The 15970-nt window shown below is 70.4% G+C and carries 17 protein-coding genes and 1 pseudogene; 8 read left to right on the forward strand and 10 right to left on the reverse strand.

Translation table 11 applies throughout. The annotated features are described in order from the left end of the window. Positions 1-347: 347 nt before the first annotated feature. Together ACYSMR_RS17105 and ACYSMR_RS17110 are read right to left on the reverse strand one after the other, a co-directional pair. Positions 348-539, reverse strand: coding sequence for a hypothetical protein (locus ACYSMR_RS17105; RefSeq protein ID WP_461746797.1), 192 nt, complete (start codon positions 537-539; stop codon positions 348-350). A gap of 134 nt (positions 540-673) precedes the next feature. Continuing rightward, positions 674-1597 (reverse strand): NAD(P)/FAD-dependent oxidoreductase, encoded by a 924-nt coding sequence (locus ACYSMR_RS17110; RefSeq protein ID WP_461746799.1) that lies wholly within the window; start codon positions 1595-1597, stop codon positions 674-676. Positions 1598-1663: 66 nt separating this feature from the next. Between ACYSMR_RS17110 and ACYSMR_RS17115 the strand changes: the two genes are divergently transcribed. Further along, positions 1664-2263, forward strand: coding sequence for a helix-turn-helix domain-containing protein (locus ACYSMR_RS17115; protein WP_461746801.1), 600 nt, complete (start codon positions 1664-1666; stop codon positions 2261-2263). Positions 2264-3249: 986 nt separating this feature from the next. Beyond that, positions 3250-3963 (forward strand): hypothetical protein, encoded by a 714-nt coding sequence (locus ACYSMR_RS17120; RefSeq protein WP_461746803.1) that lies wholly within the window; start codon positions 3250-3252, stop codon positions 3961-3963. A gap of 466 nt (positions 3964-4429) precedes the next feature. Here the strand turns inward: ACYSMR_RS17120 and ACYSMR_RS17125 are convergent, their stop codons facing one another. Together ACYSMR_RS17125 and ACYSMR_RS17130 are read right to left on the reverse strand one after the other, a co-directional pair. Continuing rightward, complete coding sequence (locus ACYSMR_RS17125; RefSeq protein ID WP_461746805.1) at positions 4430-4915, reverse strand: hypothetical protein; 486 nt, start codon at positions 4913-4915, stop codon at positions 4430-4432. A gap of 131 nt (positions 4916-5046) precedes the next feature. Next, entirely contained in the window at positions 5047-5412 is a 366-nt protein-coding gene (locus ACYSMR_RS17130; RefSeq protein WP_461746807.1) for a ferredoxin reductase domain-containing protein, read from the reverse strand. Positions 5413-5416: 4 nt separating this feature from the next. On the opposite strand from ACYSMR_RS17130, the gene ACYSMR_RS17135 reads away from it, so the two are divergent. Beyond that, a complete protein-coding gene (locus tag ACYSMR_RS17135) occupies positions 5417-6178 on the forward strand; it encodes a glycerophosphodiester phosphodiesterase family protein (protein ID WP_461746809.1) in 762 nt (253 codons plus the stop codon). A gap of 439 nt (positions 6179-6617) precedes the next feature. Continuing rightward, complete coding sequence (locus tag ACYSMR_RS17140; RefSeq protein ID WP_461746811.1) at positions 6618-6938, forward strand: hypothetical protein; 321 nt, start codon at positions 6618-6620, stop codon at positions 6936-6938. Between the two features lie 530 nt (positions 6939-7468). On the opposite strand, the gene ACYSMR_RS17145 is transcribed toward ACYSMR_RS17140, so the two are convergent. Together ACYSMR_RS17145 and ACYSMR_RS17150 are read right to left on the reverse strand one after the other, a co-directional pair. After that, complete coding sequence (locus ACYSMR_RS17145; protein WP_461746813.1) at positions 7469-7714, reverse strand: hypothetical protein; 246 nt, start codon at positions 7712-7714, stop codon at positions 7469-7471. A gap of 362 nt (positions 7715-8076) precedes the next feature. After that, on the reverse strand, positions 8077-8205 hold the full coding sequence (locus tag ACYSMR_RS17150) for a hypothetical protein (RefSeq protein ID WP_461746815.1): 129 nt from the start codon (positions 8203-8205) through the stop codon (positions 8077-8079). A gap of 326 nt (positions 8206-8531) precedes the next feature. Here ACYSMR_RS17150 and ACYSMR_RS17155 point away from each other — a divergent pair, with 326 nt between their 5' ends. After that, entirely contained in the window at positions 8532-9155 is a 624-nt protein-coding gene (locus ACYSMR_RS17155; protein ID WP_461746817.1) for a hypothetical protein, read from the forward strand. 198 nt (positions 9156-9353) lie between these two features. Further along, positions 9354-10055, forward strand: a complete 702-nt coding sequence (locus tag ACYSMR_RS17160) for a hypothetical protein (RefSeq protein WP_461746819.1) — start codon at positions 9354-9356, stop codon at positions 10053-10055. A 14-nt stretch (positions 10056-10069) separates the two neighbouring features. Here the strand turns inward: ACYSMR_RS17160 and ACYSMR_RS17165 are convergent. Beyond that, positions 10070-10361 (reverse strand): annotated as a pseudogene (locus tag ACYSMR_RS17165) (DUF4193 family protein). 762 nt (positions 10362-11123) lie between these two features. Between ACYSMR_RS17165 and ACYSMR_RS17170 the strand changes: the two are divergent. After that, positions 11124-11540, forward strand: coding sequence for a hypothetical protein (locus ACYSMR_RS17170; RefSeq protein ID WP_461746821.1), 417 nt, complete (start codon positions 11124-11126; stop codon positions 11538-11540). Between the two features lie 435 nt (positions 11541-11975). Next, positions 11976-12395: a hypothetical protein gene (locus ACYSMR_RS17175; RefSeq protein WP_461746823.1), complete on the forward strand. Its 420-nt coding sequence runs from the start codon at positions 11976-11978 to the stop codon at positions 12393-12395. 33 nt (positions 12396-12428) lie between these two features. On the opposite strand, the gene ACYSMR_RS17180 is transcribed toward ACYSMR_RS17175, so the two are convergent. From ACYSMR_RS17180 to ACYSMR_RS17190, 3 genes are all read right to left on the reverse strand, one after another. Beyond that, on the reverse strand, positions 12429-13184 hold the full coding sequence (locus tag ACYSMR_RS17180; RefSeq protein ID WP_461746825.1) for a hypothetical protein: 756 nt from the start codon (positions 13182-13184) through the stop codon (positions 12429-12431). Then, the gene (locus ACYSMR_RS17185) at positions 13181-13975 is read right to left on the reverse strand and encodes a ferritin-like domain-containing protein (RefSeq protein ID WP_461746827.1); all 795 of its coding nucleotides are present in this window, start codon (positions 13973-13975) and stop codon (positions 13181-13183) included. Before ACYSMR_RS17185 ends, ACYSMR_RS17180 begins: the two co-directional genes overlap by 4 nt. Positions 13976-14316: 341 nt before the next feature. Further along, entirely contained in the window at positions 14317-15786 is a 1470-nt protein-coding gene (locus tag ACYSMR_RS17190; RefSeq protein ID WP_461746829.1) for a PepSY-associated TM helix domain-containing protein, read from the reverse strand. Positions 15787-15970: the final 184 nt, after the last annotated feature.

Genomic DNA, 15970 nt, shown 5'->3' on the forward strand with positions numbered 1-15970 from the left:
GCGAGGAAGGGAGGGCTGGCGCGCAGGGCACCTTCGCCACAGGAAGCGCCTGAGGGCTGAAGCCTTCGCGTGGATGCGAAGCCCATGTCTATTGGCGACACCGGCCGGTGCGCTCCGGGCTGCCGTGCGTGGTGAGGACCCATCCGGCGGTGTGGGTGGCCCCCGGTCAGCGCGTGCGAGCAGGGGCCGGATCCCCCGGGGCCGGCGCGATCGGCCTGCTCGTGGTCCCCATGATCCTCCCGGTGGTTGGCTCCGCCTACGACCGGGCCCTTTGTGAAGCCCTTTCCGGTGGGACGTCCCGACCGCACCGGCGAGTGTGACTCATGGGGAGGGTAGTGGCGTCCGGCTCATCGGCCGGCGGGGCCGGTGAGGAGGCGGGTGCGGACCCGGTGCAGTGGAGGCATGAGGCCGTAGACGACGATCGGGACCGTGACGGTGGTGAGCACCAGGGTGCGCACCACCGTGGGCAGCGCCTCCAGCCACGGCCCGAACACGAGGTTGATCAAGGTCAGGGTGGGGAAGACCGCGACCCAGATCATCAGCGCCAGATGATGCCGGTTCGGCGGTGACACCGTCGCCGGGCGCGGCGGTGAAGTGTGGTGGGACATCGGTGCTCCTCGGGGTGGTCGTGTCGCTCAGTGAGCGGTGGTCGACGTCGGAGTCGACTCGGGGATCAAAGACCCATGTCGCGGATGGCGGTGCGGACCTCCTCGTCGACCAGATCGGCGTTGACGGCGATCGCGGCCGCGGAGCCCTCACCGGCGGCGGTGATGACCTGGGCCCGGGGATTGGCCACATTTCCCGCCACCCACACCCCAGCAACGGTGGTCCGTCCCGTGCTGTCCTTCACCGGCCACCCGGCCCCGTCCAGCTCGCACCCCAACCCCACCAGGAGGTCGCTGTGGGGCACGAAGCGCGGTGGCACGAACACCGCGTCGCGGCCGATGGTGCGCCCGTCGTCCAGTTGCACACCGCACAGGCGGTCGTCCTCGATCAGGACCCGCCGCACCGTGCCCTCCACCAGGCCGATGGACCGGGCAGCCAGCCCAGCCCGCTGGGCGGCGGTGAGGGTCCCGGTGGGGACGAAGAACACGACGTCCTCGGACCACTGCCGGACGATCTGGGCGTAGTGCACCGTGTCCGGTGAGCTGCCGAGCACCCCGAGCCGCTGGTCGCGCACCTCGTAGCCGTGGCAGTACGGGCAGTGCAGCACATCCCGGGCCCACCTCTCAGCCAGCCCGGGGAGGTCGGGCAGGTCATCGCCCAAGCCGGTCGCCACGAGCAACCGCCGCCCAGACACCCGTCGACCGCCCGAGAGCAGCACCGAGAACCCCGAGGTGCCGTTCTGCACCAGCGCGGTGACGGTGCCCTCGAGGATCTTGCCCCCGTAACCACTCACCTCTGCCCGACCGAGGGCCAGCAGCTCACCCGGTGGCAGGCCATCCCGGGACAGGAACCCGTGCATGTGGGATGCGGGGGCGTTGCGCGGGGCCCCGGAGTCCACCACCAGCACGGTGCGGCGGGCCCGGGCCAACACCAGTGCCGCCGAGAGCCCGGCGGCTCCGCCGCCGATGATCACCACGTCGTATTCGCTCATGTCCACCAGCCTCAACCCGGTATCCCGATCTTGGCAATGAACGTTGCCGTTCCTGGGAAGAAGGCGTTGGATGACACCGTGGACGACACGACAACGGTGATTGCGGCAACCCTCGACCAGGTCGGGACCCGGCTGAAACGACTGCGCACCCAACGCGGGGTGACCCTCACTGCTCTGGCCGCCTCCACCGGGATCTCCAAGAGCACCCTGTCGCGGCTGGAGACCGGGCAGCGGCGCCCGAGCCTGGAGCTGCTGCTGCCCCTGGCGCAGGCCTACCACGTGCCGCTGGATGACCTGGTGGGCGCCCCCGAAGTCGGAGACCCCCGGATCCGCCTGAAACCCAGGCACGCGCACGGGCGGACCGTCATCCCCCTGACCCGGCGACCCGGGGGCATCCAGGCATGGAAGATCATCATCCCCGCCTCGAGGGCCGCCCCGCAGCTCAAAACCCACGAGGGCTACGAATGGCTCTACGTGCTCTCCGGGCGCATGCGCCTCCTCCTCGGAGACCACGACCTGATCCTCGAAGCCGGTGAGGTCGCCGAGTTCGACACCCGGGTGCCGCACTGGTTCGGCAGCACCGGGACCCACTCCGCAGAGGTCCTCAGCCTCTTCGGCGGCCAAGGAGAACGGATGCACGTCCGCGCCACATCCCGCCCAGAGTAGGCCGGTCGGTCAGGGGTGGATGACCCCTCGATCACGCCGGTGATCAACGGAGTCGGCGGGCAGCTGGTGTGTGCGGTCGCGGTAGATCTGTTGAGGCCGGAGCCTGCGGCGCGGTACGTGGGCGGAGCTCCGTCCTCGCTCGACGCTGTTGTTGACGGCCCCGGCGGGGTTCACCCGACCACGGGCACCAGCACCAGCTGCAGAGGATCGGGCACCCACCAAATGCCGCCTGCCCGTCCGTGGGGTCGGTGGAAGGTGGCCTCGTCGATGTGTGCCCGGAACAACTCGCCCTCCTCCTGCCGGCCGGTGCCCCATCACCATCCGGCGCGCAAGACTGCCGGGAACCGCCCCCCCCCCGAGAAGGTGGCTTCCTCCTTGACGGCCACCCCGAAGGGATGCCGCCCCAACGGTGCCCCACCAGGATTGCCCCATCGATCCAGCACTGCTTCGCATAATCGGCCGATGGAGCCGACTCAGCACCACGGCGACGCTGCTGGCCAGGAACGACACGCAGGCCAGCAGCCACAGCCCGCCCAGCACCAAGGCCGGTCCTGACCTCGGGCCCATGGAAAGGTCCGTGTAAGGCAGCCCCCAGGACAGGAACATCCCCAGCAGATGGATCACCCCGTGACCGATCAGCACCACGGCCACCGAGACCCGCAGTACTGTCGGTGCGGTGAGCGGTCCCCGGGCGGTTCGCAGCGAGGCCATCCGGGCTCCCTTCCATGAACGCACGACGGATCGAGGCAACGGCTTCCCTTGTTGCTGATCCCACGGTATCGAGGGCTTTCCGGCGGATCGGTGATCGGCCGCGATCCCCGCCCGTGGGCCGTAACACTGCGCCCTCGGCCCGGCTCCTTGTCCGGCGGGGGATGGCTGTGTTCTGGTGGGGACCATGCCGGCGACACCGGTGCCGACAGGCGGATGGGCCAGCCACTGCAGCGACGGCTGGCCGGCCTTGGAAACGGCCAGAAAGGAACGTTGCCATGGGTTTTGGGTGGAACACCCACGCCCGCCGACTCGGCGTCGTCTCCGCTACGGCCACCGCGGTCCTCAGCCTCGCCTACGCCCTCACCCTCGTCTGTGGGCTGTTGTCGTTGATCTCCCCCGATCAGCCGATCGGGGACCCGTACTTCCCGCTCCTGGAGCTCCTGATTCTGCTCATCGCCCCGGTGATGGTCACCGTGATGATCGCCCTGCACGCCTGGGCGGCCCCGGAGGCCACGGTGTACAGCGTCGGGGGGCTGATGTTCATGGTCCTGATGGCCGGAACCACCTCCAGCGTGCACTTCGTCATCCTCACCCTGAGCCGCCACCCCGAAATCGCCGGCCAATCCTGGGTGCCGCTGGTCCTGGAGTTCCAGTGGCCCTCGGTCGTCTACGCCCTGGACATCCTCGCCTGGGACGTGTTCTTCCCCCTGGCCGTGCTCTGCGCGGCACCGGTCATGCGCGGCAGCCGTCTGGCCGCCTCCATCCGGGTGCTGCTGATCCTCAGCGGCACCTTGGCCCTGGGCGGGCTCAGCGGGGTCATCACCGGTGACATGGGACTACGCAACATGGGCATCCTGGGCTACGCGGTGATCTTCCCCGTCGCCACCGCAATGCTGGCACGGCTCTTCCACCGGACACCCCCGGTGCGATACCGCGCCCCGGCCCCTCACACCGATGTGGCGCCCACTGCGGTCGGCGGCACCGGATAGATCCGCCAGATCTTCAGCACTACGCCCCGAGACCCCTCACGGTGTGCAGCGACAACCGACAACAGCCGCGAAAACCCGACACCGCCCTCGTTCCCCCCCGCTTGGGCGTTCCGGTGGGGGTTCCCAGGCGGACACCGGGCGCAGACGGAAGGGTCAGGTAGGTGGCGGTAGATAGAGGAGCAGCTTTTCCCGGGGCCGGCTCAACGGCTTCCCCGGATCCCCATCGGGAGAGATCCTGACCACCGCAGGGCTCATCGCCCTGGTCGTCACCGCCCTGGTGCCGCTGATCGGCGCGGTGCTCGGGGGTATCGCCGGGATGCGCTTCCACCGCAAGGTCGACCAGGTGGGGATGAACCGCCAGGCCGGGCTGGGCAACTGAGCCCAAGAAGTCTGGGGTGAGACGTGGTCACCGCCGAGGCTCAGCCGAACAGGACCGTGAGAGCGCTGCGCTGACCGGTCCGATGCTTCAGGGGTGAGGTTGCAGGGACTCCGCGGAGGGCCAGGGGGACGGGGCCGGGGGCCCGGAAGCGCCGGAGGAGACCGTCAGGACCTCTCCGCCCAGATGCTGCGGGGCGCCGGCGGCCACCCACTCGAGCAGTGCCTCATTGCGCAGCGCCACCGCCGCCACCGCCCGGACACCGGGGAGGGCTTCGGCGGCGGTGAGCATCGCCTGGTTTGGGCAGTAGGCGATCACCACCCCGTGGAAGGCCCGGGCCCGGGCGGCCTGCTCGGTGGTGCCGATGCGCACCCCGCGGGTCTTGAGCCTCTGCAGATGCCCCAGCTCCTCGCCCAGGGCGGCTTCGGACACTAGGATCCGCAGATCCCCCCAGGTCAGGTCCTCGGCTTGTTCGAAAGCCCACGTGATGACCCGGAACAACCCATTGGCCGGGGACACCGGAGCGGCGACATAAGCCCGAGGACACCCCGGCGCAACAACGGACATCACGGACATGCACTCCTGCCGGCTACCTCACACACCACCGGCACCAGCCGTGGTGGCCCACAGCGTACAACCGCTCCCGGGCGCCGCGCACCAGGACACCTGGGTCTTGCGTGGTGATGGGTGGTGCTGCAGGGGTGGTGCTATTCGAAGTCGGCCAGCCACAGGTCGGGGCCGAAGACCTCGTACTGGATGTCCTTCGCCGGCACGCCCCGGGTGATGAGGGAGCTGCGCACGGCCTGCATGAACGGCAGCGGCCCGCACAGGTAGTACTGCGCATCGGCCGGCAGCTCCACGGCGTTGACGTCCATCAGCCCTTCGTGCTCACCCGGCACCGGGGTGGCCGAGGGCTGCTCGAACCACACGGCCAGGGTGCCGTCGAGTAGCTGGCCGAGGTCTGCGGTGACCTGGGCGCGCAGGGCGAAGGTGTCCGGGGCGGTGTCGGCGTGCAGCAGCACCACCTTGCGCTGGGCGCCGGTCGCCACCAGGTGGGAGAGCATCCCGGCCATCGGGGTGATCCCGATCGCTGGGGACCCGGAGTACCCCTACGTGGGCGACCGGGTGCGGGAGCTGAGCTGGGCTCAGATCCAGACCCTGGACTGCGGCTACACCCAGCTGGCGGGCTATCCGCTGCAGGACGTGGTCGAGGGCAACAAGATCGCCCAACTGCAGGACGTCTACGACCTGGCGGACGCCTACGGTGCCAAGGACATCCAGTTCAACATCGAGACCAAGGTCGAGGTCGCGGGCGAGCCGGGGAAGCAGGAGCAGCAGGCCCTGACCGCCGCGGTCGTGGCCGCCATCCAGGACTCCGGGTTCGAGGACACCACCATGCTGCAGTCCTTCGACTGGGCCTCCCTGGACTACGCCCGCACCCTGGACGAGGACCTGAGACTGGTGGCCTTGACCGACACCTACGACTGGGCCGGGCTGGGCCAAGACGGTGTGACGGACAACCTGGGCGGGCTGGATGTCGACGACCACGAGGGCTCCCTCGCCCAGGCGGCCGCGGCCAAGGGCTACGACGTGCTCTCGCCCAACCGCACCACCGTGACCGAGGAGATGGTGAAAGAGGCCCTCGAGCTGGGCCTAGAGATCGTGCCCTGGACGGTCAACAACCGCGCCGAGATGGACACCCTGATCGACTGGGGCGTGGATGGCATCATCACCGACTACCCCACCACGCTGCGCGACGTCATGGCCGACCGGGGCATGGACCTGCCCCGGGCCTACGAGACGCCCCGCCCGGGCACACGCACCGGTCACAGCGCCTGAGCCACGTCCATCACCGCCTCCGTCCCGCGCACGACACAGCCACCGCGACGGCGCCGTGCTCCGGGGGGCGGGGGCGCTAATCGGGAACAGCTCCAAGCTGCGCGGTGCTCTCCCGCGGCGAGGGCGAACCGCGGCGGTGACAGGGGCCAACGGGGTCCCGGCGCGGGAACGTGGAACCCACGTGCCGGGACCCCTCCTCTTCAGGGTCGCCCACCGGTTGCCCCAGCCGTGGTGCCCGGGCAGTGGGCGCTCAAGGTGGGGGAACACCTCCCAACCGTGAAGTGAACACTCGGCCAAGGTCGTGGGTGCCCCCGGCATAGCCCGATCCTGGTGTGTCTGGGGGCCCTACCCTGGAGGTGGACAACGATGTCGAGCTTCCCCCATCCGGCATCGCGGTCCGTCAGGGCCTGCGGTGCGCTCGACCACCAGGAGGTACCTGATGACCGCCCCACCCGTGCTCCCCGCTTCCCCCCACCACCACCCCGACGCCCGCGTGGAGACAGGGGCGTCATCGGCCCTGCTGCGCCTGTCCCGCTACCGGATGCGCACGGACCGGCCGGGGTTGAACCTTCGAGCCGGCGAGACCGTCCTGTGCACCCCGTACGAGCCGGCTGAGTTGAACATGCTCGTGCTGGTGCGCTGTGAGACCGACGGCCACAGCCCCGGGGCCCTGCTGTCGGTCAGTGAGGTCGAATACCTCGAGCCGACCCCCGAGCTCCTGGGCCCTTGTGCGTGGGGTAAGCCCGGCGTCCGTACCTGAACCCACCAGCCCGACCCCTCACCAGAGGTCACCGGGGGCCCGCCGCGGAGCAACCACCGTGGCGGGCCCCCGCCGTGTGCAGCGCGTGTTCTCGCGGCGACCTTTCAGGCGGTTGCGCGACATCGGCCCTGTTCGCTTGGGGGCGCACCCCAAGACAACACGTCCTGGAACCGCTGCACGTGTTGCGACAGGACCTTCCAAGGAAAAAGCAGCACTTCTGGTCAACAATCTCGGCATGGCGCAACACCTGTATACGGATGGCTACGTGTGGATGAGCAGTGCCACGCTGAGGGTTCCTCTTGAGCGTCCTGTTGGACTGATCTGCTTGTTGGATTCCTTACGGTGTGTGCGGAGCCGGGTGGGTGGTGGTCACTATCTGCAGTAATGCTGTGCGGGTGCGGAGTTCCCCGCCGATAAGGTGCGGCAGGGCTCACCGACGGCACTAACTGTTGCCGTCACCGTGCGGACGGGCGAAGGTGGCCCCCACCGCAGATACGGTGGGGGCCACCTTCGGGCGGTGCCGGGCTAGCTCAGTCGCCGTAGTGTTCGAAAATGAGGTCCTCGGTGTTCTTGTCCAGCTGCATGGACTTGGAGTGCTGGATGAGTCGGGCCACAGTGGAGGCTTCACTGGCCGGGACGGTGAGCAGGTACTCCTCCACGCCTTCGTCCAGGGTCAGCTCAAAGGTGTAGGAACCCTCCTGACCCTCGCTGGTCTTGCTGCGGATCACATCGACATCGGTGACCCGGCGGATGTTCTTTCCCTGACCTGCTGGCATGGCTGTTCTCCTCTCGGATGCGCCACCCCCGCGGCGCCTGACATGGGACGGCCACGCGAGGGGCCCGCAATGGTGCACCGGCCATCCGCGGCACCATCGACGCCTCCCCCTCGACGCGACGAGGATCACGCTAGCGACCAGAGGGCGTCTGGGACATAGCCCTGCCCTTCATGACATACAGAGCGGGACGACGCCGCCTCGGCACGACCCGCCGGCAATGTCCCACCCTGGAGCTTCCAGCGGTGGCCGAGCCGTTCACCACCACCGGCACCGGGACGGCGCTGAACGAAGATGATGCCTGAGCCTGGCCCACCGGGCCGTCCCGTGGGGCGGCCCGGTGGGCCAGGTGAGGTGCGACCGTCCTACTGCTGGTCGTCGTCCTGGTTGCCGCCCAGGGCGTCGGTGGCCTTGTCCTTGGCCTGGTCGACCTTCTCCGGGTTGTCCTTCGCGTAGTCCTTGGCCTGGTCGGCCGCTCCACCGAGATCGGGCATGACAGGTCCTTCCGTCGATCTCCACCGTGGCTACCGACTGCGGCCACCACGGCCTGACCCGTCCATCCTCCGGCGCCACCGACGCGGAATCCACCCTCCCGACCGAACCGCTCCACGGGCACGACCCGGCGTGGTGCAGAGCGTGGAAACCCCCGGTGACGGGCCCAAACACTCTCAGGGCCTTTAGCTGGGGCGGTTGCGGGCGGCGGCGACGTCCCCCAGTATATGAAGCAAGCTGATAATTAAGCTGTCTTGGTGCAGCGCTGGAAGACGTCATACCGGCCGGCGTCAGCTGTCCCTGATCACTTCATCCCGAGGAGCACATCATGAGCGATCAGCACTACTCCGGGGCCTCCACCCCCAAGGGCCGGCGCAACGAGGTGGTCGCCGCCGAGAAACGGGAGTTCGGGGGCATGAAGTTCGGCTCGGCGTTCTTCGGCTGGCTCACCGCCACCGGGATGGCGGTGCTGCTCACCGCCCTGCTCTCGGCCGTCGGGGCCGGGGTGGGCGTGGCCACCAACACCGACCCCGGCCAGGTCGCCGCCCAGGCCACCCAGGAGGCGACCACGGTGGGGATCATCAGCGGGATCGTGCTGGCGGTGATCCTGCTGGTCGCCTACTTCTGCGGCGGGTACGTGGCCGGGCGCATGGCCCGTTTCGACGGGGCCAAGCAGGGCATCGCGGTGTGGCTGTGGGCGATCCTCATCGCCGTCGTCCTGGCGATCCTGGGGGCGGTGGCAGGGTCCCAGTTCAACCTGCTGGGCCAGCTCAACGGCTTCCCCCGCATCCCCATCGGCGAAGGCACCCTGACCACCGCCGGCGTCATCGCCCTGGTCATCACCGCCCTGGTGCCGCTGCTCGGGGCGGTGCTCGGGGGTATCGCCGGGATGCGCTTCCACCGCAAGGTCGACCAGGTCGGGATCAACCACCAGGCCGGTCTGGCCAGCTGAGCCTCACCCCACCCTGAACTACCGTTGCGCCCGGCACCGACCCCTTGGGTGCCGGGCGCAGCCATGTCCAACGAGCCAGGCGGCACAGCGACAGGAGGGCCTGAAGGGGCTGGGCGGTGACGGGGAGCGGCGGTACCCTGAGCGACGACCGCCACCGTGGGCGGTCACCCCTCTCATGGCAGGAGCTCCCAGCCGGCAATGCCCGATCCCTCACGCACCTACCTGCGCGCTTATGTCGCCGCCCCGGTGGCTCCGGCCAACGGCCTGTTCCAGGCCATCCACTGGGTCTTCGACCAGGACGAGGACCTCAGCTGGGACTCGATCGGGATTCTCGTGCCCACCCCGGCCATGGGGGAGGAGCTCTACCATCTGCAGCGCCTGAAGGGCCGCGGGGTCAAGATCGGCACGGTTGCCCAGGCCGTGCGGGCCACCGCTTTCCACGGGGCGGTGATCGCCTACGCCCCGGACACCCGGATGCTCACCGAAGCCGAGGACATCAACGGGGTCCTCGCGGTGGCCGTGGTGGCCGGGCACAACGATGCGCTGGGTCCCTGGGTGGACGCCCATCACCCCCAGCACCTGGGCAGACAGCGACTGGTCGCCCGCGACCCGTTCGCCGCGGATCCGAGGGTGCGCCAAGCCATGGCCCACCTCACCCGCCACCTGGGCCCAGTCCGGAGACTGACCGACCCGGCCGATGTCGAGGTGGTGACCAACACCCTGCAACAGCTGCGCGCGACCGGGTGCCGCTACACCCCCGGGCAGCTGCTGGCGGCCGCTCTGCGCCTGGGCTGGCCCGGCCACCACGCCTGGGCCCTGCACGAGGCTGCCTCTCAGGTCCTCACCGACCCGACCGCACCGATCGCGACCAGCGCCTCGACCCTGCAGCCCAGCACCTGATCGTTGCCGGGGGTTCAGCTTTCGCAGTCCGTGCAGTACAGCGCGCCGTGCTTCTGGTGGGCGAGCTGGGACCGGGAAGCAGGAGCGCAGGTGAACTCGTCGGCCTGCTCCGGGATCACCGCCACGGTGAGCTTCTCGTGCGACAGGTCCGCCCCGGGCAGGTCGATGCTCCCGGCAGTGTCGGCGTCCTCCATATCAATGGCCGGTGCCTGGGTGATCACGCTGATCCGGGCCTGGAGGGCTTCCAGGGACTCGTTGGCCGGCTCGTCCTCGTTCCGGGCGCGGGGCGCCGTAATCGGTGGCCATGGCGTGCTGCGTCCTCCTGAAAAGGTGTGGCCGTGCGCGTGAACCCGGCACGGGAAAGACCAGCTCGGCCGAAGATGCGCATCCAGCCTTCCTGCACAGCGCGGATGTGGGGCCCTGGATGTGGCGGGCGCAGTGGGAGCATTTCGGCCCCGGCTACTGCATCCACACCCCCGCGCTGCCCGATCACATCCGGCCCGCCTCGGGGTCTACGACATCCCCGGGCCGAGCAGGGGATCCGCTACAGCCCCCACCTCGTCCGGGGCGTGGCCCTCGCCGCGGTGCTGATGATCGCCACCATGCGCTGTTCATACCTCCCGGGGGTGGCTTCTTGGAAGCCCTTTCCCTCCTCGGGATGCTCGCGGGCCTTCTGCGGAGGATTGCCGTAGGTCCGGCCCACACCGGGTGGGTGAAGAGGAACAGCGCCGACTGGTGCGCCCGCTGGTTGCGGCGCCGTCGCTCATGGTTACCGCTAATCGGCCTCCTGTCCGCCCAACGGTGGCTCCCCCCCCCACCCCCCCCGACTCGACCCGGCGCTGGAGAGAGCTTGCGGCGCTTTCCGGTGCAGTGTGGCGTCTCCAACCGTTCAGGCGTCCGGGTCGGCGGAGTTCCACGAGTCCTTCCGCGCCTCTCCTCAGGGCCCCGGATACGCTGAGACCACCCCCCGTTCTGCGGTCTTGTCGCTGGTTCCCGGGCTCTACGCCGGCGTTCTTCCGCACCCCTGGCACCTGTCGGAGCTCACTGCCCGACCGGAAGGAGTGACCCATGCCCCCGCAGACACCGGACCCGCGACTCGATGACGAGGTGCGCGCCCGCCACGCCGACGCTGTGGCCGCCGGCGAGAGCAGGATGCTGTCCCGGACGAAGGACGGGCAGCTCCACAGCTACGCCCGCGACGAGATCGGCATCGTCCGGGCCGGATCAGGCATCAAGGTCACCAGCGCTGCGGGGATGGCCCTTCTGGCTGCCTTCTTCGTGGCCGTGGCCGTGTTCTCCGTGGTTCTCGTGGCGGCCCCCACCTCCCGCGGGCAGGATCCGCTGTGGGGTGCGCTGGTGCTGACTACTGGTGCGCTGGCCGCAGCGCTCTACGCGGGCCGGCTGGCCCGGGCGGAGGTCCGCGCCCGCCGCGTCCGCAGAGCCCGCGGCGTCCCCGAGCCGACCTCCCGCTCCCTGGACTTCTGAGTTCCCCGACCACGGCCCCGCACCAGCGGCGTGATCGGCGCGGAACACGCCAGTCACGAGGGACCTCCAGGACTACGTCGAGATCCTCCGCAACGGGGTGGGCCGGTACCGCACCGAGGCCGAGTCGGCCGAGAACCGGAGCGTTTCCACCCCAGGCAGCGCCGGATGCCCAGCGACTTCTCGACCACCCCGGGGGGCCTCCACCGGCCTGGTCGTGAACGACGACCTGCGCTACGGCCCCGGCACGAGCAGCCCCGTGATCACCATCCACGTATCACCGTCCACGACCCCTCGAGAAAGGGCTGAGCCCATGGGGCTGCCGAAGACCAGAACCACCGACATCACCGTGCCGCGGTGCAGCGCACCCGGGCTCGCCCGGTGACCGGCTCGTCCGGCCCTTCCACCGCGCCTTCTCCGGCACGGTACGGCCTACAGGTGGCCGTCCGCGCGCTGGCCCAGATGAGCGTGTTCGCCGCGGCCTACCTGGCGGTCGCAGTCCACGCCCTCACCACCACCCCGGATTTCGACGCCGATTTCGTCGCGGTGCTGGTCGCCGGCTGCGCCGCCGCAGCGCTGACCTTCGGGTGGGCGGTGGCCGACGGGCGCCGGCCCGCCCCGGGGTCCCGGCCGGTGCGCCGGTGGGCTGCCGCGTCCGTGGTGGCCGCGCTGCTGGGGCAGGCCCCCGCGGTAGCGGCGTGGTTTCTCCTGGCGGGCGCCATGGGCGGGGCCGCCGGGTGGATGGACCCGGGACGGATGCTCATCGACGGGGTGCTCACCGTGGTGGTGGCGGCCGGGGTTGGCACCGCGGTGGCCGCCGCAGGGGTGAGCATCGGGCGGGCCCGGAGGCAACGATGACCCTCAGCTCCCGCATCCACGGGATGCTGTAGATCAGTGGCAGGCCTTGGAGAACAGGTCCGTGAGGACTGTTCGGCCGATTTGCTCGACGGCGGGGCGTCCGGCTGGACCGTTCAGGAGCCCGGCCACGGCCCGGGCCGGCGCGAGCCCGATGTAGCGGGTGCCGGGCAGTCGCCAGCGGGCGACCGCGGCGCGGGCGATCCTCACGGCGGTGGCACTGCGGGCCAGACGGGTGTGGGCCTCTTCGGCGTAGAAGGCCAGATGCCGGGCCTTCATGCAACCAATTGATTCGGTGAGTGCCTCCAGGGCGGGCTCGATCTCGCCCAACCGACGGTAGGCCACCGTCAGCACGGCGGTGTCCAGCCAGCCGGTGACCATGTGCGCACCGGTGACTTCAGCGCCCAGCAGGTTGGTACCGATGGCGTCGATGGTTGGCCGGGCCCGGTCGTCCCAGGTCCGGCGGACCCGGCCCAGCGCCGTGTCAGCGGGCGCCTCGGGGGTCCGGCCGTTAGCGGTCAGCACCGCACGGAGCGTCTCGGTGAGCCGGTGCTGCTCGTAGGACCACGTGGACAGGAACGCCGTCACCCGCGACTCGGCGTGGGTGGGGGTGACCAGCACATCCCGTATCCGGCCCAGGATGCTGCCCTCCACCGCCCACAGATAGGTCAGCGCCTCCAGGGCCGGGTCAGACAGGGCGCCCATCGCCTCCAGGTTCAGCTGCTCAGGGCGCAGGACGTGAGGGTCGCGCATGTAGGCGCGCACATCAAACCCAGCGGTAGGGACGCTCATGCCGGCACCGCGCGGGCGTCCAGGGCCTCAGCCACCAGGGTCAGACCCTCCATCCCGGGCAGCTTGGCCACGTGCCGGTCGATGGCCTCGACCTCTTTGCGGCCCTCGGGCCCGGAGAACAGGTGCCGCAGCACGTGGTCGACCTCGGCCTCGGGGGAGACCCCGGAGCCCACCGGTTGCCAGGCGGTGCGCAGGGCCAGCCGGGCCAGCTTCTGCGCCCGGGGGTTGTCTTGGAGGCGGGCGCGGGCCTGGGTGGTGTAGAAGGCGATGTGCTTGGCCTCCTGGGCGGCGATCCGGCGCAGCAGGTCGGTGAGCACGGGGCTGTCCGTGAGTGTGGCCAGGCGCTTGTAGCCGGCGGCGGTGGAGCGTTCGTTGATGGAGCCCCACAGCATGTGCACGGCCACGAAGTCGGCCCCGACGATGTTGGACAGCAGCGACTGCTTGACCGGGCTCAGCCGGTCCCGCCACCCGAGCTTCACCCGTTGGGCCTTGACCTCGTCGAAGGCCACGGTGATCCCGTGCAGTTCCAGCACGTGGGCCAGGGCCTCGCCGTGCCAGATCTCCTCCCAGTTCCAGGTGGTCATGAACGTCCCCACGTCCGGGTCTTTGCGGGAGGGGCTGACGAGCATGTCGCGCAGGTAGCACACCGTGTGGAACTCGATCTCGCACATGTACCGCAGGGTGCGCAGGGTGTCGGGCGGTAACGGGTGCTCCCGGAACACCTCGTAGTCCAGGTCCTCCCAGGACACGGGCGTGGCCTCGCGGGCGTAGCGGTCGATGTCGAAGGCCATGGTGCTCTCCTCTTTGGCGGGCTCGTCCAGATGGCCTGGTGGCACCGGGGTCCTGGGACGTGTGGCCACGCGCGGGACCGGGGTGCCGCAGGGGCCGGACCGGGGTCGTGCTCGTCGGATCTGTGCTCGGTATTGCTGTCTCTGCATGGTGTTCGACGCCGAGAGCGCACCGGATGGGTCGGAATGGCGCGACATTTCTGGAGTAGGTGCCCGGTGCGGTTCCGCGGCCGGGAACCTGCTCCGGCGCCAGGCCCGCACCCACCACGGCAAAGGGCCCCGCGCACCGGTGCGCGGGACCCTCCACCAAGGGCCTTCCAGGCCGTGACCGTGGTCACCTCAGCTCAGGAGCTCGGCGTCGAGGTGCTCCGCCGAGCCGCCGCCAGAGCACCCAGGCTCAGGTCCAGGGCCAGGAAGGCGGCCAGGCTGATCCCCAGCAGCGGGAAGAACACCCCGAGGGCCACCGCGACCACGGCGGTCCCGGCCACCGCGGGCCAGGGCGCCCGGCGCAGGGCTCCGCGCCTCGGGGCGGGCCCGAAGGTAAGCGCAGGAGTGCGGGCAGGGCGGCGGCGCCACCACATCAGGTATCCCCACGCCACCATCGCGGCCAGCCCCAGGGCGGTGACGGCCAGCAGGATCTGATTGGCCACCCCGAAGAGCACGCCCATGTGGGCGGCCACGCCCCACTGGGCGAGCTTGGCCATGACCCCGTAGTCGGCGAAGCGCACCTGGTCGGTGACCTGCCCGGTGCCCGGGTCCACCGCCGCCGTGTCGACCTGGGTGGGCCAGGACCGGTCGATCTCCGCCACCGTCCACGCCGTCCCGGCCTCGGGGGCGGGCTTGATCTCCACCTGGGACGCATCGATCCCGGCATCCCGGGCGGTGGCCAGCACCGCGTCGAACGAACCACCACCCGGGGCCGCCTCCGGCATGGCGGCGTGGTCGTGGCCACCGTGGTCCGCGTGCTCGTCCCCGCCGGCCGGGGTCCGAGCGGGATCCAGGGTCTTCTCCAGCACCGGGGTGGTCCACCCCAGCGTCGCCCGCAGGGCGGTGACGTTGGCCCCGGCGTAGGCGGACCAGGTCAGCCCGGTGGCGGAGAGGAACAGGAACCCCGCCGCCAGCCAGACCCCGGTGGCGGCGTGCAGGGACAGCGTCCTCCGGTATCTGTTGGGCGTGGTGGTGTCCGGCACCAGCAGGCCTCGGGCCCGCCGCCCGGGACGTGTCCGGCGCCACCGGACCCCCCACAGTCCCAGCCCGCTCAACGCGATGACCCCCAGCCAGGAGGCGGCCAGCTCGCTGTAGATCCGCCCGGGCTCACCCAGGCCCAGGGACCGGTGGAACTGGGCGATGGTGGTGCGCAGCGGCAGCGACCCACTGGAGCCGTAGACGGTCAGGTCCCCGACCACGTCCCCGGCGCCCGGATCCACGAACACCGCGCGGTGCTCGGATGCCCCCAGGGCGGGGTCGGTGAACATCACCCGGGTGGTGCCCCCGTCCTCGGCCGGGCGCACCGCCGCCGGGGCCGCCTCCAGCCCGGTGGCAGCCTGGGCGGCCGCGACCTGGGCGTCGAGGGACAGCGGGGCCTCGGTGGCGGTGCCGGTGAGTGCTTCGGCGTAGAGCACCCGCTCCAGCTGGGGACTCAGCGCGTAGAGGGCACCGGTGAGGGCGGCGATGAGCAGGAAGGGGCCGATGAAGACCCCGATGTAGAAGTGCAGGCGCACCAGCAGCGCCGTGCCCCACCCCCTCGAGGACGGTGGTGCTGACGGCGGAGGCGGGGACTGCGGGGCCGGTGGGGAGGTGGTGGATGTGGACATGAGGTGTTCCGCCTGTCGGGAAGGGTCGAGGACCATCGGGGCGCGGTGAACTCACCGGTGGCTTCCCCGAGGCGCGCGCACCTGGTGGGGCGGGCAGGCGGGGTGGCCGGTAACCGGTGAAAGGGCTCCGGGGTTACCTCGAGAAGGGTGTGGGGGTAACCTGCACCGGGCAACGGCGGCAGGC

The sequence above is a fragment of the Kocuria sp. U4B genome (genome assembly GCF_054875615.1).